Source organism: Mesorhizobium sp. M0954 (assembly GCF_040319155.1).
Lineage (GTDB): Bacteria > Pseudomonadota > Alphaproteobacteria > Rhizobiales > Rhizobiaceae > Mesorhizobium.
Map to the genome: position 1 here is coordinate 187,493 of NZ_JAMYNR010000004.1, position 22,330 is coordinate 209,822.

Consider the following 22,330-nt stretch of genomic DNA (forward strand, 5'->3'; position numbering starts at 1 on the left):
CTTACGCTGCTGTCTGGAGATGAATGGTGAAGCGGGTGCCGCTGTCGTCGCTCGAAACTTCGATGCGGCCGCCATAATCGGCGACGATGTCCTTCGAGATGACGAGGCCAAGGCCAAGGCCTTTTTCCTTGGAGGTGTTGAACGGCGTGAACAGCGATTTGAGGATCGCGGGTGGAATGCCGGGTCCGTTATCGGACACGCCGACCGTCACGCCGTCCGCGGTCTCGTCGACCGACACCTGCACACGAGCGTCGTCGCGGCCGTCGAGTGCTTCGAGCGCGTTCTGGAAGAGGTTGATCAGCACCTGTTCGAGCCGCACCCGATTGCCCATGACCTTGAGGCTCGGCGGCGGCAGGTCGATGGCCAATGCGTCGAGCCGGCCGGCAAAGCGGCTTCTCAACAGCATGACGGCGCCTTCGATGACACCACGTAATTCGACAGGCTCGGCGGCGGTGCGGCCCTTGCGGGCAAATGCCTTCAACTCCTCGGTGATTGAGCCGATGCGTTCGGTAAGGGCTGCGATAGCGCCGAGGTTTTCCTCGGCCGGCCCGGTCTGCTTGCGGTCGAGGAAGGTGCGGGCATTGTCGGCATAGGCGCGTATGGTGGCGACCGGCTGGTTGATCTCATGGGCGACGCCGGCAGCGACCTGGCCGAGGATGGCGAGGCGGTTGGCCTGGACCAGATCCTGCTGCACGATTTGGAGCTTGGCTTCCGTGCTGCGGTGGCCTGTTATCTCGGCCTGCAGCCGGTCGCGGGCGCGGCTCAAATCCTCGGTCCGTTCGACGACGCGGCGTTCGAGTTCGGTGCGGGCCGCCTGTTCGGCGGCAATCCGCATCTGCGCCGACTGCCGGCGCCACAACAGATACGCGGCAAGGCCGAGCAGCGGGACGACGACGCCGAGCGCCAGAAGCCGCATTTCGCGGACGGCGGCGGCGATCGGCGCTTCAGCCGGGATCAGATAGTCGAGCCGCCAGGGGGTCGAAGGAATCGTCGTGAAAAGGCTGAGATACTCCGCGTCGCTGCCGCCGGGCGTTACTGCGTGGACGATTGACACATCCGGGCTGAGCGCCTGCGCGTGCATGATCGGCAACGGCACAAGCGGCGCGTCGCCGAACTGTTGGCTGTCGCGGATCGCGGCTTGCTTAGGTGCGGCCAGCGGTGCGGTTGTCATGAAACGCCAGGACGGCACGCTGGTGATCAGCACGACGCCATTCTCGTCGCTGACATAAGCCGGGCGGTTCGCCTCGCGCCAGTCGGCTTCGAGCTGGTCGAACTCCATCTTGACGACGACGACGCCGAGCGGTGCGTCTGTGTCGCCGACGCGCCGCGAAATGTAGAGGCCGGGGCGCTTGCTGACATTGCCGAGTGCAAAATACTCGGCGGTTCCGGCCTGCATCGCGCCGGAGAAATAGTCGCGGAAACGGTAGTCATTGCCGACGAAGCTGATCGGCTCGCGCCAGTTGCTGGAGGCGACCGCCAGTCCATCGGTGCCGACGACATAGAGTACCGACGCCTTGGTGCCGGAGACCAGCCCCTCGAGCTTGCGGTTCAGCACATCGATTGCCGCGGCATTTTTCTGCGACAGCGCGTCACGCACTTGCTGGTCTGCGGACAAAAGCAGGGGCAGGGCACGCGGGCTTTCGAGCACGGCGCGCAGCAGCGCGACCTTCAGATTGGCGTCGGTACGCCCCTGCGCCGCCAGGGTCTCGACCTCGGCGGTGCGGCCGTAGAGGCCGGCGCCGTAGAGCGCTGCGGTGACGATCAGCAGGGCGACGGCCGCAAACAGCAGCCAGGCTCGGCGCGCCCGCCTGGCGAGTTGCTCGGGCGTCGAAGACAAGGCACCGGCGGGGCGTTGCAGCATCGCCCATTTGTGCATGAACTCGCACAAAACACAATTCGACCTATGCGGAGAGTCGCACTTGACCATGCGTCCGGCAGTGCGGACGTTTGCGAATGCTCAATAAAATCAATGCTGAAGCACTCTTCTGCGTATCTGGCACGGCTGTTGCAAACACGAATTCAGCAGTCGCGAGGCTGCTGGTCTCAAAACAACTGCCCCGGGGAGTCGAGCTTTCGATCGGGGCGCCATGGAGGACGTCATGCAGACAGCAATCGCTGCCGCCGAGCCGCGCGGCAAACTTCCCTTATACCGGCATCTTTATGTGCAGGTGCTGGCGGCGATCGCCGCCGGCGTGCTGCTCGGCCATTTCTATCCGGAAGCCGGCGAGGCGATGAAGCCGTTCGGCGATGCTTTCATCAAGCTGGTGAAGATGGTGATCGCGCCGGTGATCTTCCTGACCGTGGCGACCGGTATCGCTGGTGTTTCCGACCTGCAGAAGGTCGGCCGCGTCGCCGGCAAGGCGATGATCTATTTCCTGGTGTTCTCGACGCTGGCGCTGGTCGTCGGCCTGGTCGTCTCCAATGTCGTCCAGCCCGGCGCCGGCATGCACATCAATCCAGCGACGCTCGATACCGCCAAGGTGGCGGCCTATGCCGAGAAGGCGCACGACACTACCATCGTCGGCTTCCTGATGAACATCATCCCCGACACCATCACCGGCGCCTTCGCGCAGGGCGACATCCTGCAGGTGCTGTTCTTCTCGGTGCTGTTCGGTGTCGCCCTGGCGCTGGTCGGCGATCGCGGCCGTCCGGTCGTCGATTTCCTGCAGGCGCTGACCACGCCGATCTTCCGCCTCGTCGCCATCCTGATGAAGGCCGCGCCGATCGGTGCGTTTGGCGCCATGGCGTTCACCATCGGCAAATACGGCATCGGCTCGATCGCCAACCTCGCCATGCTGATCGGCACGTTCTACTTGACCGCGCTGCTGTTCGTGCTGGTGGTGCTCGGCGCTGTCGCCCGCTACAACGGCTTCTCGATCCTGGCGCTGATCCGCTACATCAAGGAAGAGCTGCTGCTGGTGCTCGGCACCTCGTCCTCGGAAGCGGCATTGCCGGGCCTCATGGCCAAGATGGAGCGCGCCGGCTGCAACCGCTCGGTGGTCGGTCTGGTCATCCCGACCGGCTATTCCTTCAACCTCGACGGCACCAACATCTACATGACGCTGGCGGCGCTGTTCATCGCGCAGGCGACCGACACGCCACTCACCTACGGCGACCAGATCCTGCTGCTCGCTGTCGCCATGCTGAGCTCCAAGGGTGCCGCCGGCATCACCGGCGCGGGCTTCATCACGCTGGCGGCAACGCTTTCAGTCGTCCCCACCGTGCCGGTCGCCGGCATGGCGCTGATCCTCGGTGTCGACCGCTTCATGTCGGAATGCCGAGCGCTGACCAACTTTATCGGCAATGCGGTGGCGACGGTCGTGGTGGCACGCTGGGAGGGAGAACTCGACCAGACGAAGTTTGCCGCCGCCATGGCCGGCGACTTGCCGGAGGAAGTCGACCTGTCGCTGCCGGGTTTGCAGGCCGCCTGACCGTCTAGGCCACATGATCACAAGGCCCCGGAGGCGGTTCACCGGCTCCGGGGCAAAAGGGCCGGCGGTCGCGGCATGCCGCCTGAAACGCAACCTGAAGTGGCGCTATTTTCGACGCGGGGCTTGTTCCAGCCGCATTTGCAGGCCAGTATCCGCCATGCCTTCAGGGCACCCGTCCGCTTCGCTCCCGACCTGATCGCGAGGCGAGACATTTCCGTCGGGCTCGGTTGCGACCCACCTTGGCCGAACGTCGGAGCTTTTGCTGCCGCCGACCCTGACCATGGCAGCAGCCTCGAAGGCAATGGCGGCCTCAGTACGAAGTCGCAACGCGAAACGTGACTCGTCTCCTCGTGGGAAGCGCAGGCTTTCTCCCAGGGAACTCGTTGCGCCAAGAGGGGGCGCTTGAAGAGGGGGGCGGGCCCATGAGCGGGCCTTTGCCGAACCAAAGCAAGATGCGAGGTCAAACGCGATGCAGCCTGTCATTCCGGTATCCATCATCATCCCGAACTACAACTATGCGCGGTTCCTCAAACGCAGCATCGACAGCGCCCTCGAGCAGGACTACGCGGATGTCGAAGTCATCGTCGTCGACGATGCATCGCAGGACAATTCCACGACAATCATGGAATCCTATCGCGACGAGATCCTCGCATGCCCGCGAGCGCAAAATGGCGGACACGCGGCGGCGTTCAACACCGGCTTCGCTGCGAGCTCGGGCAAGATCGTCCTGTTCCTCGACGCCGACGATTATCTTTATCCAACCGCCGTCTCCACCATTGTCGAAACGTGGGATGATGCAACCGCTCAGGTCCAGTCCAGACTGCATATCGTCGACGAGGGGCAACGCATCAAGGATGTCTTTCCGCCGCCCGAATTGCCTTTCGACAGCGGCGACGTCATGCCGAAACTCCTGCACAAGGGCCGCTATCAGACGACAGTGACCAGCGGGCTGGCCTTTGACCGCGCAACGCTCGAATCGATCATGCCGATACCGGAGCCGGAGTTCCGGCAGGGCGCCGACGGCTATCTGGCAACGCTGGCGCCGATGTACGGGCATGTCCAATCGATCGACGAATGCCTCGGCGCCTACCGGATCCATGGCGCCAACCATTCAGTCTTCGGTGAAAAGCTCGCCGAGCGGGCACGCTGGCGGGTAACTCACGATTTCCGCCGCATGCAGGCGCTGTCGGACCAGGCCGCCGGGATCGGCCTGACCATCGTGCCGTCGGATGCTGTCCGCCACGATCCGGTCCACCTGGAAGAGCGGCTGGCGTCGCTCTGCGCGGACAGCGGCCGACATCCCGTGGCCGACGATTCCCGGCTGGCGCTCGGGGCGGCCGGCGCCGTCGCCAGCCTCGAAATGACCGCATCCCTGCGGCGGCGTGCAATCCTTGCCGCCTGGTTCCTGTCGGTCGGGGTGTTGCCGCGGAAAATGGCGACCGCGGTGCTGTCGTGGAAGCTTGATGCGGCGTCGAGGCCGGCATTTTTGAGCCGCCTGTCCAAGACCATTCGTCATGCGATGGGATAGTGGGTGGCGCTGTGCCACAACTCCGCCAGGTTTTCGGGAGGTCTGGCAACCCGGGTAGATTTCGAACAATATCATTATGGGTACGTGGCGCCCCAAGCGAAAGGACAACCAGCCCATGACCTCTTATGAGCCGATGCGTCCGATGGAGCGCTGCCCATCCCACCCTGGAGCGCTGCTTGACGACATTATCCCGGCAACCGGAAAGACCAAGGTGGAGATCGCCAATCTGCTCGGAATCTCGCGCCAGCAGCTTTATGACATCATCCGCGAAAAGAAGCCGGTGTCGCCGGCTGTCGCTGCCCGTCTTGGAAAGATGTTCGGCGACGGCGCCGCGATCTGGCTCAGGATGCAGGCTGCCTATGATGCCTGGCATGCGGAGCGCGAGGTCGACGTCAGCGCCGTTCCAAGATTGCATGCTGCCTGAGATGCAATAGATCGGCCGAACCACCGAGGCTCTCACAAATCGATCACGGTCCTGCCTGCCTGGACCGGTTCTCCGGTTCGACGGCGCGCTCGACCAGGACATGCGCCGCCCGCGCGGCCTCGACGAACGCGTCCCTGGCGGCTTCGGTCCAGCGATCGTCGCTCATGGCGCGGCGGCATGTGCGCAGTGCCAAGCCGTGTTTGGCGCTGCCGGCGTCACGCCAGTGGGCTTCCAGCAACTCGACAGCCTGCCGTGCGTTGGAAATGTTGCGGATATCTCCCACGATGCCGACCGCAACCGCAACCGGCTTGGAAAACCATCCTTGGGTCATGGCGGAGCCTTCGACGTGTTGAACTACTTATAACGAAAATCGTAGCGCAAGGTTTCATTTGCGCCAGTCACCACGGCGTGAGGCGGCCCTCACTGCGCCGCGCGCAGCCTGACCACGACGCTGCGCGCCACAAGCACCAGCACGGTGATGACGATCAGGATCACCGAGAGTGCGGCGATCGCCGGGTCGATGTTGTCGCGCAGGCCCATCCACATCAAGCGCGGCAGCGTGATGGCGTTGACCGAGGTGATAAACAGGGTGACGCCGATCTCCTCCCAGGACAGCACGAAAGACAACAACGCCGCGGTGACGATGCCGAACTTGATGTTGGGCATGATGATGCGGGTGGCGCGCTCCCACACGGTGGCGCCGAGGCCGCGGGCGGCGAGGTCGATGCGGCGGTCGAGCTGGCTGAGCGACACCAGGATCAGCACCGTGGCGAAGGGCACCGTCATCACCGCATGCGCCATGACGACACCCAGCCAGGTGTCATAGCCGAAGAACGACGAGAACCCGGAGATCGAGGTCAGCAGGAAGTAGAGCGTGATTGCCGAGACCACCGGCGGCACCACCATCGGCAGCAGCACGAAACCGACCAATGCTGCCGTGAAGCGCGGCTGGAACATCCAGATGCCGAGGCTGAAGCAGAGCGCCAGCACGGTGGAAAAGGCGCTGCTGACGATGCCGATCCTGATCGAGAGCAGGATCGAATCGATCCAGCGCGGATCCTCGATCAGCGCCCGGTAATGGCGCAGCGACAATTCGCCCGACGGCATCGCCAGCATGCGGCTCGGCGTCAGCGATACCGGGATGACGGCGAGCAGCGGCAGCAGCAGGAACAGCGCGACGAGGGCGGCGAGGACCAGCGAGACGGGACCGGGGCGGTAGGTCGGCATCGCGCTACACCAGTTGCTTGGGTCTGATATAGCGGAACAGCAGCGCCATCAGCGCGCCGACAAACAGCACCAGCACGACACTGATTGCGGCGCCCAGGCCCCAGTCCGGGCTCTGGAAGATGCGAAGGTAGATCAGCTCGGCGATCATCACGCTACGGCCGCCGCCGAGGATCGCCGGCGTGACGAAGAAGCCGAGCGAAAAGACGAAGACGATCAGCGCCGAGCCGATGATGCCGGAGCTGGTCATCGGCACGAATACCGACCAAAAGGTGCGCATACGGCTGGAGCCGAGGCCGCGCGCCGCCAGCAGCACACGGTCGTCGAGGCTGCGCATCGATGAGGCCAGCGGAAACACGGCGAAGGGAATGAGGAAATGCGTCATGCCGACGATAACGCCGAACTCGTTGCGCACCAGCGCCAGCGGCTCTGAGATGAAGCCGACCGCCTGCAGCCAGGTGTTGATCAGGCCGCGATTGGACAAAAGCGCCACCCAGCCGAAGGCGCGCGTCAGCACCGAGATCCAGAACGGCACCAGGATGCAGAACTCGGCCACGACGCGCTGCACCGGCGTGCCGCGTACCCAGACAACGGTGATGGCGTAGGCGGCGACAACCGAAACGATCGTCACGATCGCGGCGATACGCAGCGTGCGGATGAAGACCGACTGCACCAACTGATCCGTGAGCAGCGCATTGTACTGCCCCAGCCCCGGCGTGGGCAGGGTGAAGCTCCATTTAACCACGCCAAGGAATGGCCAGGCATAGGCCAGCACAAGAAAGAGGAGCAGCGGCGCCATCAACAGCGCCGCGCCCATCCTGTCGGAGAGGTATGCTCTCATCCGGTTATCCCGGCTTGTCAGGCGGAGATGATCTTCGTGTATTCGTCGAGTGCCGCCCCGTAGTTCTTGGCGTACCAATCCATGTCGAGCGGGATCTGCTTCTTCATGTTCTCGGGATCGACCGGATTGATGCGCCTCTTGTCGGCGGGTATCAGCGCATCGGTGGCCGGGTTGGCCGGACCCTGACCGAGCTTTTCGAACATGATGAGTTCCTTCTCCGGGTCCTGGGTGCTGGCGATGAACTTCATCGCCGCGTCCTTGCCGCCGGGATTGCCCTTGAGCACGGCGAGCGCGCCGGGCGAGATCAGGCCCTGGTCCCAGATGAACTTGATCTTGCCGCCGGAATCCTGCTCGATGAGCGAAGCCCGGGTCGACCAGACGATCGCCATCGAGGCCTCGCCATTGAGCAGCACGCTCTGGCTTTCGGCGCCGCCACCCCAATAGGCGACGACGTTTTCCTTGAAGGCGGCGATCTTGTCATGCGCGCGCTTGAGGTCGAGCGGGTAGAGCGATGCCGGTGCGATGCCGTCGGCGAGCAGTGCCGCTTCCCAGCTCGACACGCCCCATTTGTAGAGCGAGCGCTTGCCGGGGAATTTTGCCACGTCGAAGAAGTCGGCCATGCCGGTTGGTGCCTGGCTGCCGTATTTCTCGGCATCATAGGCGATGACATAGGAGAAGAAATAGGTCGAGGCGGCGTATTCCCAGCCGAAGCCCGGCCGCATCTTCTTCTTGTCGACGACCGCATAATCGATCGGCTCGAGCATGCCTTGGGCGCCGAGCGTGATGGCCGAGAACGGATCGACGTCGACCAGGTCCCAGGTCGGGGCGCCGCTCTTGAACTGCGCCGCGATCGCGCCTTCGGTCGGGCCGGAGCCGTCCATCTTAACGACAATGCCGGTTTCCTTGGTGAAGGCCTGGCCGTAAGCCGCGTCATAGGCGGTAATGGCGTCGCCGCCCCAGTTGACGAGCACCAGTTCCTTAGCCGCGGCAAAGGCGCCGGTCGAGCGCAGCAGCATCGGCGTGCCGGCCAGCACCAGTGCGGCCAGCTGCGTAAACTGCCGGCGCGAGATCTCGCCGCGCACTGCCCTGGCGGATAGCGCCTCGATGGAATTTTTCTTGGTTTGGTTTGTCATGTCAGTTCCCCTTTTTTGTCGTTGATATTTCCTGAAAGTCAGCTTGGCGAATTCGCCGCGCCGATCGTCATTGTCCTCCGTTCGGAAGGAGGAAGCCTTTCTCCGCCGGCCAGGTCAGCCAGACGGAATTGCCCTTGCTGAGCGCGGAAGCGGCGACCTCGTTCGGCACAGAGATCGTCACCTTGGCGCCTTGCCGCGTCGTCAGATCGAGCCGCGTCGCAGCGCCGAGATAGGTCGAGGCGACGGCAGTCGCGGCAATGCCGTTCTCGCCTGTCGCGGCTTCGCGGGCGATCGACATGTATTCGGGCCGGATCGCCAGGATGGCGTCGCCCCGGACCTTCTCGGCCTTGCAGCGCATGCTGATCGCGCGGTCTTCGCAGAGGCCCGTCGAGCCATTGTTGGCCGGGCGTACGCCCTTCAGCGGCAGCATGTTGATCTCGCCCAGGAACTCGGCGACGAAGCGGTTGTCCGGCCGGTCGTAGACCTCGTCCGGCGCGCCGACCTGCAGCAATTTGCCGTGGTTGAAGATGGCGACGCGAGATGACAACGCCAGCGCCTCGCTCTGGTCATGGGTGACGAAGACGAAGGTGGTGCCGGTCTCCTGGTGCAACCGCTTCATCTCGGCCTGCATCTGGCCGCGCAGGCCCTTGTCGAGTGCTGAAAACGGCTCATCGAGCAAAAGTACGCCCGGCTCGAACACCAGCGCCCGCGCCAGTGCGACCCGCTGCTGCTGGCCACCGGACAATTGCGACGGCAGTTTCTTTTCGTGGCCCTTGAGCCCGACGCGCTCGATCATTTCGCCGACGCGGCGTTTGATCTCGGCCGCCGGTTTCTTTCGCACCTTGAGCGGAAAGGCGATGTTGGCCTCGACGCTCATATGCGGGAACAGCGCATAGCCCTGGAACACCATGCCGGCGGCACGCTGCTCGGCCGGCCGCTCGGTGATGTCGACGCCGTCGCTGTAAAGGCGACCGTCGGTCGGCTGAATGAAGCCGGCAAGGATCATCAGGAAGGTGGTCTTGCCGGAACCGGAGGGGCCGAGCAGGGTGAGGAACTCGCCACGGCCGATATCGAGCGTCAGATCGTCCAGCGCACGGAACGAGCCGAAGCTCTTGCCGATCCCGATTGCCTTGATCTCTGCGGCCCGGCCGGGTTGCTGCATCCTGCCCTTTCCTTAGCGTAGCCGAAATCGTAGGCAGGGCGGCGGCTCACCGCAACCGAATAGTTTTCGCCTGATCGGCAAATTTGATTCATCTATGCGCCAATCTCCCCCTCGAGGGGGGAGATTAACGCTGGTTCTCCGACAGCTTCGACCGCAGCCACCGCCCAAACGCCTCCAGCACCGGATGCGCCGCCTTGGCGTGCTCGGAAACCAGAAAATACGAGCGCGGTGAATTGATCGCTATGTCGAAGGGGCGGACCAGCCGGCCTTCGCTCAGTGCCCGGCCGCTGGTCAGCTCGTCGCCCATGGCGATGCCCTGGCCGGCGATCGCCGCCGAAAAGACCAGGTTCATGTCGGAAAAGAAGATGCCGCCTTCCGGGTCGGGGTTCTCGACCTTGGACAGCGCCAGCCAGCGCGCCCAGTCCTCGGTATCGCCGAGATGCAGGAGATTGGCGCGCAGCACGTCGGCCGGCTTGGAGAAGCCGCCGATCTTGTTGAGCAGCGTCGGGCTGCACAGCGGCGTAAAGGAGATCCCGCACAACAGCTCGACCGCGCGGTTTGGCCAATTGCCGACGCCGAAGGCGATGAAGGCATCGGCCTCGGCATTGCTCACGTCGTCGAGACGGCGCGGCGTCAGGATGCGCAGCGCGACATCGGGGTACATCTGCCGGAACTCGCCGATATGGGTGCACAGGAACAGCGAGGCGAAACCCGGCGTACAACTGACGCTGAACGAGCCGCCGATGCCGGTGCCGGCATGGCGTGTCACCGCGTCGCCCAGCACCGTCAGCGCCTTGCGCACGTCGCTGGCATAGCGCTGGCCGCGCGGCGTCAGCGCCACGCCCTTGCCAATGCGCTCGAGCAGGTCGAAGCCGAGATCGCGTTCGAGCAGGCGAAGCTGATGGCTGACTGCGCTGCGGGTCAGATGCAGTTCGTCGGCGGCGCGCCAGACGCTGCCGTGGCGGGCAAAACTGTCGAGGGCGCGCAGCGCCTGCGTCGAGGGAATTCTCAAGAGGTGAACCGAATTTGCATGAGCCGGGAAAACATATCACTTTTTGGCGGGGCGCTTCACTGCTTTCTTTCCGCCATGGAGAAACCGGTGACCTCCGCGCAAGTGACCGCACTTGCCTTTCTGGATGACATCCAGCCGTCGCTATCGGCGTGGACGCGGGCGATCTTCGATTTCGGCGAGACCGCCTGGCGCGAATACCAGTCGGCCGCCTGGTATGTCGAGCATCTGAAGCACGAAGGCTTTTCCGTCGAGGAAGGTTCTGGCGGCATGCCGACCGCCTTCTGCGCCCACTGGGCCAATGGCGCGGGGCCGACCATCGGCCTGTATGCCGAGTATGATGCAGTGCCCGGCAATTGCCAGGATGCTGCGACGGTGAAGCGACCGCGCCCGGGCCTCGGCGAACAGGCTGGCGGCCACACCGATCCGCATTCCGGCCTCGGCATTGCCAGCCTCGGCGGGCTGCTGGCGACCAAGGCGGCGATGCAGCGCCACGGCATATCAGGCACGCTGCGCTTCACCGGCGAGCCGGCGGAGAAGGTGCGCGGGTCGAAGCCGATCCATGCCGCGAAGGGCTATTACGATGGGCTAGCGGGCATGGTCTCCTTCCATCCTTTTTATATGCTGCCGCTCTGCAATACCGCGCGCTGGGATACGCATTGCGGTGCGGCCTATGCGATGATCTACCGCTTTGTGTGCGACGAGCCGGAACATTGGGCGAGGGCGGCAGGCGGCGCAGCACCCATCCCGCAGGCGCATTCGGCAGTCAGGGCGCCCGGCGCCAACGACGCGCTGATGATGATGTATATGGCGTCCAAGGCGCTGCGCGATTCCATGCTGCCGCATCAGGGCGGCTGGTCGATCAGCGAGGCGATCCTGACGGCGGGCCAGGCGACCGCCGACAATCTGCCGGCCGGGCTGGCCGAGATCCAGTACATGATCCGCGTGCCGACGCTGGCGATGGCCGAGCAGGTCACCGCCGTGCTCGACCGCAATGCGGAAGCCGCAGCCAGGATGAGCGGCTGCCGCCATGAGCGGCACTGGGTGTCGAAGTCGCGGCCGGGGCTGGCCAATCACGTCATGGCCGGTATTGCCTTCGACGCGCTGGCGGCGGTCGGGCCGCCGTGCTGGGACGAGACGGCCAAGGCGATCGCCCGCGAAGTCCAGCTCAATGCCGGGGGCGAGGCGACCGAGGAACCATTCATCGACGAACTGGACCGGCTGATTGCACCACAGGCGGCCGAGGCGCTCCTGCGCCGCGACCTGCCGCCTTGGCAGCTCAATTCCACCTCTGACGATTACACCGACATGTCGTGGCATACACCGACGGCACGATTCTACGTCGCCCGGCCGGCGCTGCGATCCGAGAACGGCCACGCGTTTCCGTCCTGGGCTATGAATGCGCTGGGCGGCATTTCTGCCACCATCGACCCGATGGTCATCTGCGCCGCAAAGACGGTCGCGCTGGCAGCACTTCGCCTGTTGGAAGACGAGGCTGCGCGCGACGCGGCGATGGATGAATTCGTCACCCGCACCGGCGGCGGCATCGGCGGCTCGAACTGGATCGCGCCGCTCTGCGACTACGATCCGCCCATCGGATTTCGCTGGCCGGAATACATCACCACCCCGCGCGGACGGGATTGGTGGATACCAGGCAACCAAGCCGCATGATCAACCAAGCCGCCCTTCACGAGGAGAAACCCCATGACCGTCCATGACCGCATCGTCGCCGAGCCGTTTTCGCTGCAGCACCGCAACCCGGCCGGCGGAACCAAGCCGCTGACCGCCTGGGGCTTCGCCAACGAGACCGACGTGCTGACCGACGTGCTGCTCGGCTCGCCGAATTTCCTGCGCCATCTCTCGACCAGCTCGCTGTCGCGCAAGCACCTGCGCGAAGCGCCATGCAACGTCCAGATCGCGCAGGCGCAGCACAAGGACCTGGTCGCCGCCTATGAGCATTTCGGTGTCAACATCCACTGGCACGAGCCGACGCCGGAACTGCCGATGCAGGTCTACTCGCGCGATTCCAGCGTCATGACGCCGTACGGCGCCATCATCACCGCCATGTCGCAATGGTGGCGGCGTGGCGAGAACTACGCGGCGATCCGCACCTATGAGAAGCTCGGCATCCCGATCTATGATATGGTCACCGCCGGCACGTTCGAGGGCGGCGACTTCAACGTCATCGAGGACGGCGTCGTGCTGATCGGCTGCGGTGGCGCCCGCACGCAGGAGGAGGGCGCGCGCCAGGTCCAGGCCTGGTTCGACAAGGAGGGCTGGGAGACCCGCATCGCCTTCATCGACGAGTATTACGTCCATATCGACCTGATGGTGGTGCCGATCGCCGAAAAGCTGACCGCCGTCTGCCTTGCCTGTACAGAGCCCGGCATCGTCGACTGGCTGAAGGGCAAGGGCCACGAGATCATCGACGTGCCGTTCCAGGATACTATGGCGCTCGGCTGCAACTTCATGTCGCTGGGCAAGGACAGGGTAATCGCCCCGACCTCGAGCCAGACGCTGATCGGCCAGCTCAAGGCGCGCGGCTTCGAGGTGGCGGCCATCGACATGAGCGAGATCTCGAAGACCGGCGGCGGCATTCACTGCATGGCGCAGGCGCTGAAGCGCGAGCCGGCCTGAGGGGCCGGCCTTTAGCCCGGCCGCTTGCGCGAAAGCGCCACTGTCAGCACCGTCGATCCCGCCTGGCGTGCGGCGCGCCCCTACAGCACGATGAGCTTTCCCTTGCGCAGACGCCGGGCGCAACGATAGACGAGGTCGGCAGCGACCATGTCTTCCATCGCAATGCCCATCGCCTTGTAGGTGGTGATCTGTTGATCCGAAACGCGGCCCGGCGCGCGGTCGAGCAGCATGGCGCCAAGCTCGGTGCCGAAATCCGGGTCGAAGCCGGCAAGCTCGCAAGATCCGACCGGGGTCGGTTTGAATGCATCCTTGGTTTCGACAAAAAGACTGGATCTGCCGATGAGCTCGATCGGCATTTCACCGCCGGGCGGCGCCACCCCGACCGAGGAGACATGCGTGCCCGGCTGGACCCAGCCTGCGTCGATCACCGGCTGGTAGGAGTGGGTCGCCAGGCACACCACGTCGGAACTGCGCACTGCCGTCTCGAGATCGGCGACCGCCACCACCGACGGATGCAGCCGGGCAAGCGCTGCCGCATCGTCGAAGCTCTTCGAAGCGACACGGATTTCGGCAAAGTCGCGCACCAAGGGCAACAGATGCAGGTGCTGGTTGGCCTGCACGCCGGCGCCGACCACGGTCGCTATCCTGGCGTCCCTGCGGGCAAGCGTGCGCACCGACAGCACGGCGGAGCCGGAGGTCCGCACCGCGGTTATGAAGGTGCCGTCCATGATACACACCGGCAGGCCGGACAGCGGATCAAACAGGGTGATGGTGGCGAGGTGGCTGGGCAGGTTCTTGGCCAGGTTGCCTTCGAAGACGTTGACGATCTTGACGGTCAGGTTCATGCCCTCCATCCAGGCCGGCATGGCGAGGCTGTAGCCGGCCTCGGGGATGTCGAGCTGTGGTCGGGGTGGATTGACGACCCTGCCTTGTGACAGCGCCTTGAAGCCGTCTTCCAGAACATCGAGAAGCTGACTGAGGTCGATGCATTCCATCACATCGGTTTCGCTCAGCACCAGGATCTCGGTCGCTCCCTTGCTGATTTCTGCCGCACTCTTGCCGGCTGGGCTGAACGCTTCCTTGGTCATCCTGCACTCCTGTGTTCGAAATCGGCTCACCACGTTTGCTTTCAGCGGTGAGGGAAGCGCAGGCTATTGCGAGGTTTTATGTTGTGAAATACGTTGATTTCGGTGTCTCTGCGTGAAATCAACACGCAAATCCCTTAGATAGCGTGGATTGTGAAATGAGCGACCTCGACCAGATAGACCGCAGCCTGCTCCGGTTGCTCCAGGAAGACGGACGCCGGACGACGCTTGATCTTGCCGGGCGTGTCGGGCTGTCTCCGACCGGAACCAGCCAGCGGGTTAAGCGCCTGTTCCGCGACGGGTTCATCACCGCGGTCAGGGCCATGCTCGATCCGCGCAAGGTCGGCCGGGGAACGCTGGTGTTCATCGAGGTCCGGCTTGACCACACGGCGCCTCATGTCTTTGACCGCTTCGCCGAAGCCGTGGCGAAAGCTCCGGAGGTTCTGGAGTGCCATATGGTGGTTGGCGGTTTCGATTATCTGGTCAAGGCGCGGATCGCCGATATGGCGGTGTTCCAGGATTTCCTGCAGCGGGTCATCCTGCCGCTGCCCGGCGTGCGCGAAACGCACACGTTCGCCTCCATCGCCGATGTCAAGCCGAACGCCCTTTTGCCGGTGTGATCGGGTAGAGGAGGGGAACGCTGTTCAGGGCGACCTGCATCGCATCTTCGCCATCTAATCGCTCCCCCCTGGCGCGCCTTCAGGTGCAGCGATGCCGGAGACCGGCTCTAGCCTTGCTGGGTCAGCAGGTTTGCGTCGCGTGCGAGCCGCCACTCACCATCCGCCTCCTTGCGCAGGAGCGTCAGCGCATATCCCGATCGATGGACCGGCTCGCCATTCGGCGGGGTCGCGGTCATATTGATGCGGCTGCGGATGAAGGCCCAAGTGCCGAGAAGCTGTAGTTCCACGATATCGCTCGTGCCGTCGATATGAACGCCGGCCGTCTCCCGCGCGGCTGCCGCGAAGATCTCCTTGTCGAAGGGTTCCCGGCCGGGAACCATGAAGATCGCGTCGTCCGTCATTAAGCTGAGGACGGTCGCGATGTCTCCACGCTTGCTCGCATCCATCCACGTCTCGACCAGCTTTCGGATTGCTGTTTCGTCGCCCGTCATCCGTTACCTCCCTGGCATCTCGCCGTCATCGATGGCGCACGGCGCTCCTTCCTCGCTGCTACATAGGGCTTAGATCGCTCTCGTCATCGATTGCAGTGCGTCGCGCCGCGGGTAGCACGGTCAGCGAGCCGGCAGGTTCGCGCCCTCCATGCCTATCGCCAGCCACCGGAGGCGGTGATGCGCTCGCCGGTCAGCCAGGACGCTTCGTCGGAGGCGAGGAACACCGCGACGCGGGCGACGTCGTCGGGCAGGCCGAAGCGACCGAGCGGCGTCATGGCTATAATCTGCTTCTCGAATTCGCTGCCGACGATGCCGATGCGCGCGAGGCCCTCGGTATCGATGCCGCCGGGCGCGATGGCGTTGACGCGGATGTTGCGTGCGCCGAGCTCCCGCGACATCGACAGCGTGATCGTGTCCACCGCACCTTTGGTCGCGGCGTAGACGAGCGAGTTCGGTTGCGGATTGCGGCTGGCGACCGAGCTTATGTTGATGATGCTGCCGCCGCCCGCGCCAAAATGGTTCACTGCTGCTTGCGTGGTCAGAATGATGCCCAACACATTGGTGTCGAACTCGCGGTGAAACTCGGCCTCGGTAACCGCTTCCAGCGGCTCGAATGCGAAGACTCCGGCATTGTTGACCAGTATGTCGAGCCCGCCAAACTCCAATTTCGCCGCCTCGAACAGGCGGCGCACATCAGCCGCTTGCGACACGTCGCCCTGGACGGCGACGGCGCGGCCGCCACGGTCCTCGATCTCGGCGACGACGCGGTCGGCGCCTTCCCGTGACGAGGCGTAGTTGACGACCACTGCGGCGCCGGCCGTGGCAAGACTCTTGGCGATGGCGGCGCCGATACCGTTGGAGGCGCCGGTGACGATGGCGACCTTGCCGTTCAGCTTGCTCATCAAATCTCTCCTTTGTTGACGATGAGCGGTATTTAATCATGATCGAAACGCGTATTATGGTGCCCACAATCCGTTCTTTCGTTCCTGGAATTCCGGAATGACCACCATCCTCGAAAAGACCGCCGGTCTCGTCGCCTTCGTCCGAACCGTCGATGCCGGCTCTTTCCATGCCGCCAGCCGGCTGGTCGGCTCCAGCCCGTCGGCAGTGTCGAAAAGCGTGGCGCGGCTCGAGCGTCGGCTCGGCGTCAGGCTGATCCAGCGCTCGACGCGCCGGCTCGGGCTCACCAGCGAAGGCATCGTCTATTACGAGCGCGTGGCGCCGCTGCTCAGGGCGCTGGACGATGCCGAAGACATCGTTCAGATGGCCGATACGGCGCGCGGCCTGCTGCGCGTTACAGCGCCGGTCGAGCTTGGGCGTGGCCTGATCGCGGCATGGGCGCAAGCGTTCCTTGCGCAGCACGGCGCAGTCAAACTGGAGCTCAGCGTCACCGACCGTCACGCCGATCTGATCCGCGAAGGCTATGACGTTGCGGTGCGCATGGGGCCGCTCTCAGACACCGGGCTCGTCGCGCGCAAGATCGCCAATCTGCCGATCATGCTGGTGGCCTCACCGGCCTATGTCGAGCGGCGCGGCCGTCCGGCATCGGTCGAGGATTTACGGGACCATGAATTCGTCCGCCACCAGATGGCTGGCCGGCCTTATCCGGTCACATTTGCCGACGGTACGATGATCGTGCCGGATGGGCGGCTCGATACCGATGACGGCGGCGCCATCCGCAATGCCGCACTTGCCGGCGCCGGCATCGCGCATCTCATGCAGTTTGCGGTGCAGGACGATCTCGACACGGGCCGCCTGGTCCGCATGCTGCCCGAGGTGGCGATGCGGACCATGCCGGTGCACATCGTCCATGCCTACGGGCGGCAGCTACCGGTCCGGGCGCGGCTGTTCGTCGACTTCCTTGCGGGCCAAATGGCGGCGCTGGCGCGATAGCGCAGGGCTCCGTGGCAAAGACAGCGGCGGCTTCGAGATTACCCTGTTAGTAGCACAAGCGACCCCCGCCTTCGTTACCTGTCCATAGAGCTAGAACGTGATCTTAACTGAATCGGCGCTGCGGTTGGCCGCGCCGTGGTGGACGGCCTCGATGTTGTTGCCGTCGGGGTCGAGCAGGAAGGCGGCGTAATAGCCGGGATGGTAGGATCGCTCGCCCGGCGCACCATTGTCGGTGCCGCCGGCCTCAAGCCCGGCCCTGTAGAAGGCATCGACCATGGCGCGGTCATTTGCCTGGAAGGCCAGGTGGTGGCGGCCGGTCAGCTTTCCCAGGGCCGCCGGGCTGTCGGGGCTGGAGATGAACAGCTCGTCGGCCCAGAAATAATCATTGCCGGCGCCACCGATCGGTATGCCGAGCACGTTGAGAACCGCCTCGTAGAAACGACGGCTGGCCTTGAGATCCCTGACCACCAGATGGAGGTGGTCGATGAGACGCCCGCGATGAAGTTCCTGATTTGCCATGCTTGACAGCTCCTGATCGCCGGTTGGAAATCTAGCTTCGAATGGTGCGCGGTCAATCCAGAAAGCCGTGGAATGGCGCCATCGCGCCGACTGGATAAAAAATGCAACCGGATTGTCGGATTCATGACATATCCAACGTCCTTCGGACGCAAGCGGCTCGGCGAAGCTCGAAAAGGTCGTGCCGTATCAACGCTTCCGGCATGGGAGAAAAGTGAAATGAGCCTTCCCTATCGTTGGGTTATCGTCGCGGCTGGTGCGCTGATGACCTGTGTCGCCCTCGGGGCGATGTTCTCGCTGGCGATCTTTCTCGAACCGATGGCGCTTGACACACAATGGTCGCGCGCCGGCATATCGAGTGCGATGACGCTGAACTTCCTGGTAATGGGCCTCGGCGGCTTCGCCTGGGGCGCCATTTACGACCGCTTTGGCGCCCGCATCGTCGTCATGACCGGCGCCGTGCTGCTCGGCCTGGCGCTGGTCCTGGCCAGCCGCACCGGTTCGCTGCTCGTTTTCCAGTTGGCCTACGGCGTGCTCGTCGGCCTCGCGGCAAGCGCCTTCTTCGCGCCGATGATTGCGCTGACCTCCGCCTGGTTCGACACGAACCGCAGCCTCGCCGTCTCGCTGGTCTCGGCCGGCATGGGCGTGGCGCCAATGACCATCTCGCCCTTCGCCCGCTGGCTGATTTCGGCCTACGACTGGCGCACCGCAATGTTCGACATCGGCATAACCGCGTGGGTGCTGCTACTGCCGGCCGCGCTTCTGGTGCGCCAGCCGCCCAAGCCCGCTGCCGCCGGCGCTGCCCCAAGCGTTGCCGCCGAGGGTGCCGGCATGACGGTTCCGCAGGCGCTGCGCTCGCCGCAATTCATCGTGTTGGGACTGACCTTCTTTGCCTGCTGCGCGGCGCATTCCGGGCCGATCTTCCACATGGTGAGCTATGCCATGCTGTGCGGCATAGCGCCGATGGCGGCGGTCAGCATCTACAGCATCGAGGGCCTGGCAGGGCTGGGTGGCCGGCTGCTTTACGGCGTGCTTGCCGATCGGTTGGGCGTCAAGCCGGTGCTGATCACCGGGCTGGCCATACAGGCCGTGGTCATCGCAGCCTATCTGGCGGTCAGCGAGCTTGGTCAATTCTACACGCTCGCCGTCATCTTCGGCGCCACCTATGGCGGCGTCATGCCGCTCTATGCGGTGCTGGCGCGGGAATATTTCGGCCAGCGCATCCTCGGTACGGTGTTCGGTGCAGTAACCATGCTGTCCAGCCTCGGCATGGCTTTCGGCCCGCTCGCCGGCGGCATGGTGTTCGATGCCTATGCCAGCTATTCCTGGCTGTTCATCGGCTCGGCCCTTGTCGGGCTTGGCGCGATGGCGATTGCGATCGCCTTCCCGCCGCTGCCGCGCAGGGAGTTGCAACCGGCTTAAAGCAGGATCGGTGGAAAAGGGCGGCCGCTTGGATGGCAAGCGGCCGCGATCCAAAAATAGCTGGCAGTGTTTGTTCGGCATTATGAAACGCGAATTGCTATGCCCGCAGAGGCACCACCTCGGCGCCGTCAAGCGTGTAGCGCGCATAGCGGAAATCGCGAATTCTCGCCAATCTGTCGCCGGCCCATTCCAGCAGGATAAAGTATTTTAGCCCTCCGGCCGAGTCGTCCGGATCGATCACAAGAATGGCTGGCTGCCGATCCACCAGGCCTGGAAGCAGCCGCCAATCGTGGATACCCGCGTAATTGTGGAAGTACCGGCCCACTTTCGTGCGGCCACTCGCCCGGAGCCGGTTGACGAGGTCAAGCCGGACGTCCTCGGCCAGCATGTCGCGGATCGCATCGAAGTCGCGGGCGTTGAACCGCTCTACATAGGCTGCCAGACGCGCCCGTTCGGGCTCGGCCAACACCGGCACAGGCCGATCGTCAGGCTCGCCGGCGACCTGGCGCAGGCGCAGACGGCCGCGATGCAGTGCGGCTTTCACCGCCGGAACGCTGCTGTCGATAATGTTGCCGATCTCTTCGATCGTATAGCCGAGCACATCCATGAGGATGACGCTGCTACGCTGCGCCGCGGGCAGGCGCATGAAGGTCTGCAGGCTTGCGGCTGCAGTGTGTCGACCCTCGGCCGACATACCGGGGTCAGGGATCATATCGATATCCTCAACGACATGCGCGGCATCCAACCTGGCACGACGGCGTAGGTGGTCGAGCGCGGCATTGTGCGCGATGCGAAACAGCCAGCCCTCGACATTGGCTATCGGCCCGGTCCCGGGGAACGCCTCGAGCGCCTTGACCGTAGCTTCCTGGACGACATCCTCGGCATCGATCACCGAACCGGTCATGCGGGCGCAATAACGGTGCAGTTTCGGCCGCAATTCGCCGAGCAGCCGGTCGAATGGCTCCCGTCCTTCTGGCGTGCCGATTGCGGATCCGGTCATCGCACAAGGGTCGATCTCATGCGTATCTCCCAGGCAGAGGCGCCCGCCATCGGGCGCAGCGTCTTATAGACGCTCGACGATGGCAAAAGGATTCGGTCGAAAAAACTTTCTCCTGCTGGAATCCTTTGATGTTCCCTACGCGTCTCTGGATCACGGGCCCGTCAACCTGGCGGGCCCTTTGTTCAAGCCGGAGGCGCCATAGTCATGAGCAAGCAAAGTGCGGGATCAACGAAGGTCTGGGTTCTCGCCCTCACGTCGATAGGCTCCTTGATGGTCGTTCTCGATGCGATGGTCGTGGCGACGGCATTGAGCACGATGCGCGTCGAGCTCGACGCCTCGCTGGAGACGCTGCAATGGACGATGAACGCCTATAATTTGAGTTTTGCCGTCCTGCTCATGACCGGGGCTGCGCTCGGTGACCGGTTCGGCCGCCGCCGTACGCTCGTTGCCGGATTGGCGTTGTTCGTCGCAGCGTCGGTTGCGTGCGCGCTCGCTGGCAATGCCGGATTGCTGATTGCGGCCCGTGCGGTCCAGGGCGCAGGTGCCGCGATGGTCATGCCGCTGGCCATGGCGCTGCTGAGCGTCGCTTTTCCTCCGGAGGAACGAGGCAAGGCGCTGGGTATCTTCAGCAGCATCACCGGCCTGGCCCTGATCATCGGCCCGATAGCGGGCGGTGCGATTTCCGAAGGCCTCTCCTGGCACTGGATCTTCTGGCTCAATGTCCCGGTCGGCATCGTTCTCATCCCGCTGGTGCTGCGTCGGATTCCGGAGAGTCACGGGCCGGGCACGGTTATCGATGTCCTCGGCGTCGTGCTGGTAACTGCGGCGGCATTCGGAGTGGTCTGGGGCCTGATGCGCGGCAACATCGTGGGCTGGAGCAGCTCTGAAGTGCTGACGGCGCTGACGGCCGGGCTGCTTCTCGCCATCGCGTTCGTCCTTTGGCAGCTGCGTGCCCGTGAGCCCATGCTGCCTTTGCGGTTCTTTCAGGCGCGCGCATTCTCCTCGGGCGTAGGGGCGAACTTCCTGCTTTGCGCCGCCATGTACGGCCTCGTATTCCTGTTGCCGCAGTTTCTGCAGTTTGCCCAGAGCCGTGGGCCGTTCGGCGCCGGCATGGGATTGCTGCCTTGGACCGCCACGCTTTTCGTGGTCGCACCGATCGCCGGCAGCCTGATCAACCGAGTCGGCGAGCGCTGGCTTGTGGTGGCCGGACTGATCCTGCAAGCGGCTGGCATGGCCTGGCTGGCGCAGATCGCCGCACCTGATCTGCCCTACGTTCAGCTAGTCGCCCCGCTGATCATTACCGGTGCCGGCGTGTCGATGGCCATGCCTGCCGCGCAGAACGCGGTTCTCAATGCGGTCGCCCGGCCGGAGGTCGGCAAGGCTGCCGGCACGTTCAACACATTCCGCTTTCTCGGCGGCGTATCCGGGATCGCGATCGCCGGTGCGGTGTTCGCCGGCACTGGAAGCTTCTCGTCCACCGACGCGTTCAGCGATGGCTTCACCTCGGCAATCGACGTCTCCGCTCTGCTCTCGCTCGCCGGCGCGCTCGTCGGATTGGGGCTCCCGGAGCGTCGCGCAGTGGCGCTCGCGAATGCCAGCAAGGAGGCGTAACTCGAAGGCGGGAAGCTTGCGCTTGCTCCCACTGTTGTCGCGCTAACAGCAGCCGCGCCAGCGCAGCAAAAAGGTCGCCGAGCGTCGGTTGCCGGCCGGTCCTGTGGCGGGGCATCTGTGTCCAGACCCAGATCTTGCGCCCGTGATGGCGGCGAACATGCTGCATCGCAGCACCCTCTCGCCGATATCGGCGGGCCAAGGCAGTGCGAAAAAATCGTCAAGAATGGACAATTCAGGCTGTTTCCTGCTGTTTTTTGGCTTTTATTAGTCGCGCCTCACGTTCCTGTTTCAAATGTGTCAACT

At 64.2% G+C, this 22,330-nt stretch carries 21 protein-coding genes; 9 read left to right on the plus strand and 12 right to left on the minus strand.

What is annotated here, in order from left to right; all coding sequences use genetic code 11:
* Position 1: 1 nt before the first annotated feature.
* Positions 2 to 1,861: a sensor histidine kinase gene (locus NKH93_RS07620; RefSeq protein ID WP_352920304.1), complete on the minus strand. Its 1,860-nt coding sequence runs from the start codon at positions 1,859 to 1,861 to the stop codon at positions 2 to 4.
* A 238-nt stretch (positions 1,862 to 2,099) separates the two neighbouring features.
* Here NKH93_RS07620 and NKH93_RS07625 point away from each other — a divergent pair, with 238 nt between their 5' ends.
* From NKH93_RS07625 to NKH93_RS07635, 3 genes are all read left to right on the plus strand, one after another.
* Positions 2,100 to 3,431 (plus strand): dicarboxylate/amino acid:cation symporter, encoded by a 1,332-nt coding sequence (locus NKH93_RS07625; protein WP_352920302.1) that lies wholly within the window; start codon positions 2,100 to 2,102, stop codon positions 3,429 to 3,431.
* Positions 3,432 to 3,900: 469 nt separating this feature from the next.
* Positions 3,901 to 4,959, plus strand: coding sequence for a glycosyltransferase family 2 protein (locus NKH93_RS07630; RefSeq protein ID WP_352920299.1), 1,059 nt, complete (start codon positions 3,901 to 3,903; stop codon positions 4,957 to 4,959).
* A 115-nt stretch (positions 4,960 to 5,074) separates the two neighbouring features.
* Positions 5,075 to 5,383 (plus strand): HigA family addiction module antitoxin, encoded by a 309-nt coding sequence (locus NKH93_RS07635; RefSeq protein ID WP_352473755.1) that lies wholly within the window; start codon positions 5,075 to 5,077, stop codon positions 5,381 to 5,383.
* 43 nt (positions 5,384 to 5,426) lie between these two features.
* Here NKH93_RS07635 and NKH93_RS07640 read toward each other — a convergent pair whose 3' ends face one another.
* From NKH93_RS07640 to NKH93_RS07665, 6 genes are all read right to left on the minus strand, one after another.
* Positions 5,427 to 5,714, minus strand: a complete 288-nt coding sequence (locus NKH93_RS07640; protein WP_352685247.1) for a DUF982 domain-containing protein — start codon at positions 5,712 to 5,714, stop codon at positions 5,427 to 5,429.
* 89 nt (positions 5,715 to 5,803) lie between these two features.
* The gene (locus NKH93_RS07645; RefSeq protein ID WP_352920295.1) at positions 5,804 to 6,610 is read right to left on the minus strand and encodes an ABC transporter permease; all 807 of its coding nucleotides are present in this window, start codon (positions 6,608 to 6,610) and stop codon (positions 5,804 to 5,806) included.
* Positions 6,611 to 6,614: 4 nt separating this feature from the next.
* Positions 6,615 to 7,448, minus strand: coding sequence for an ABC transporter permease (locus NKH93_RS07650; protein ID WP_352473751.1), 834 nt, complete (start codon positions 7,446 to 7,448; stop codon positions 6,615 to 6,617).
* Positions 7,449 to 7,465: 17 nt separating this feature from the next.
* Entirely contained in the window at positions 7,466 to 8,581 is a 1,116-nt protein-coding gene (locus NKH93_RS07655) for an ABC transporter substrate-binding protein (protein ID WP_023677269.1), read from the minus strand.
* A 67-nt stretch (positions 8,582 to 8,648) separates the two neighbouring features.
* Positions 8,649 to 9,743 (minus strand): ABC transporter ATP-binding protein, encoded by a 1,095-nt coding sequence (locus NKH93_RS07660; protein ID WP_023677270.1) that lies wholly within the window; start codon positions 9,741 to 9,743, stop codon positions 8,649 to 8,651.
* Positions 9,744 to 9,867: 124 nt separating this feature from the next.
* Positions 9,868 to 10,755 (minus strand): LysR substrate-binding domain-containing protein, encoded by an 888-nt coding sequence (locus NKH93_RS07665; RefSeq protein ID WP_023677271.1) that lies wholly within the window; start codon positions 10,753 to 10,755, stop codon positions 9,868 to 9,870.
* 75 nt (positions 10,756 to 10,830) lie between these two features.
* On the opposite strand from NKH93_RS07665, the gene NKH93_RS07670 reads away from it, so the two are divergent.
* Together NKH93_RS07670 and NKH93_RS07675 are read left to right on the plus strand one after the other, a co-directional pair.
* Complete coding sequence (locus NKH93_RS07670; protein WP_352473793.1) at positions 10,831 to 12,423, plus strand: zinc-binding metallopeptidase family protein; 1,593 nt, start codon at positions 10,831 to 10,833, stop codon at positions 12,421 to 12,423.
* A 33-nt stretch (positions 12,424 to 12,456) separates the two neighbouring features.
* Positions 12,457 to 13,389: a dimethylarginine dimethylaminohydrolase family protein gene (locus tag NKH93_RS07675; RefSeq protein ID WP_023677273.1), complete on the plus strand. Its 933-nt coding sequence runs from the start codon at positions 12,457 to 12,459 to the stop codon at positions 13,387 to 13,389.
* 80 nt (positions 13,390 to 13,469) lie between these two features.
* Here NKH93_RS07675 and NKH93_RS07680 read toward each other — a convergent pair whose 3' ends face one another.
* A complete protein-coding gene (locus NKH93_RS07680) occupies positions 13,470 to 14,477 on the minus strand; it encodes an ornithine cyclodeaminase family protein (RefSeq protein ID WP_352817112.1) in 1,008 nt (335 codons plus the stop codon).
* Between the two features lie 155 nt (positions 14,478 to 14,632).
* Here NKH93_RS07680 and NKH93_RS07685 point away from each other — a divergent pair, with 155 nt between their 5' ends.
* On the plus strand, positions 14,633 to 15,094 hold the full coding sequence (locus NKH93_RS07685) for an Lrp/AsnC family transcriptional regulator (RefSeq protein ID WP_023677275.1): 462 nt from the start codon (positions 14,633 to 14,635) through the stop codon (positions 15,092 to 15,094).
* Between the two features lie 107 nt (positions 15,095 to 15,201).
* Here the strand turns inward: NKH93_RS07685 and NKH93_RS07690 are convergent, their stop codons facing one another.
* Together NKH93_RS07690 and NKH93_RS07695 are read right to left on the minus strand one after the other, a co-directional pair.
* Complete coding sequence (locus tag NKH93_RS07690; protein WP_352473747.1) at positions 15,202 to 15,585, minus strand: YybH family protein; 384 nt, start codon at positions 15,583 to 15,585, stop codon at positions 15,202 to 15,204.
* A 152-nt stretch (positions 15,586 to 15,737) separates the two neighbouring features.
* A complete protein-coding gene (locus NKH93_RS07695) occupies positions 15,738 to 16,487 on the minus strand; it encodes an SDR family NAD(P)-dependent oxidoreductase (RefSeq protein ID WP_352473745.1) in 750 nt (249 codons plus the stop codon).
* Between the two features lie 97 nt (positions 16,488 to 16,584).
* Here NKH93_RS07695 and NKH93_RS07700 point away from each other — a divergent pair, with 97 nt between their 5' ends.
* Entirely contained in the window at positions 16,585 to 17,478 is an 894-nt protein-coding gene (locus tag NKH93_RS07700; RefSeq protein ID WP_352473744.1) for a LysR family transcriptional regulator, read from the plus strand.
* Positions 17,479 to 17,568: 90 nt separating this feature from the next.
* On the opposite strand, the gene NKH93_RS07705 is transcribed toward NKH93_RS07700, so the two are convergent.
* Positions 17,569 to 17,997 carry a VOC family protein gene (locus tag NKH93_RS07705; protein ID WP_352473742.1) on the minus strand — a complete coding sequence of 143 codons (429 nt, stop codon included), beginning with the start codon at positions 17,995 to 17,997 and terminating at the stop codon, positions 17,569 to 17,571.
* Between the two features lie 216 nt (positions 17,998 to 18,213).
* Between NKH93_RS07705 and NKH93_RS07710 the strand changes: the two genes are divergently transcribed.
* Complete coding sequence (locus NKH93_RS07710) at positions 18,214 to 19,416, plus strand: MFS transporter (protein ID WP_352969783.1); 1,203 nt, start codon at positions 18,214 to 18,216, stop codon at positions 19,414 to 19,416.
* A 97-nt stretch (positions 19,417 to 19,513) separates the two neighbouring features.
* Here NKH93_RS07710 and NKH93_RS07715 read toward each other — a convergent pair whose 3' ends face one another.
* On the minus strand, positions 19,514 to 20,416 hold the full coding sequence (locus NKH93_RS07715) for a sigma-70 family RNA polymerase sigma factor (protein WP_352473741.1): 903 nt from the start codon (positions 20,414 to 20,416) through the stop codon (positions 19,514 to 19,516).
* A 204-nt stretch (positions 20,417 to 20,620) separates the two neighbouring features.
* On the opposite strand from NKH93_RS07715, the gene NKH93_RS07720 reads away from it, so the two are divergent.
* On the plus strand, positions 20,621 to 22,027 hold the full coding sequence (locus NKH93_RS07720; RefSeq protein WP_352473740.1) for an MFS transporter: 1,407 nt from the start codon (positions 20,621 to 20,623) through the stop codon (positions 22,025 to 22,027).
* Positions 22,028 to 22,330 lie beyond the last annotated feature (303 nt).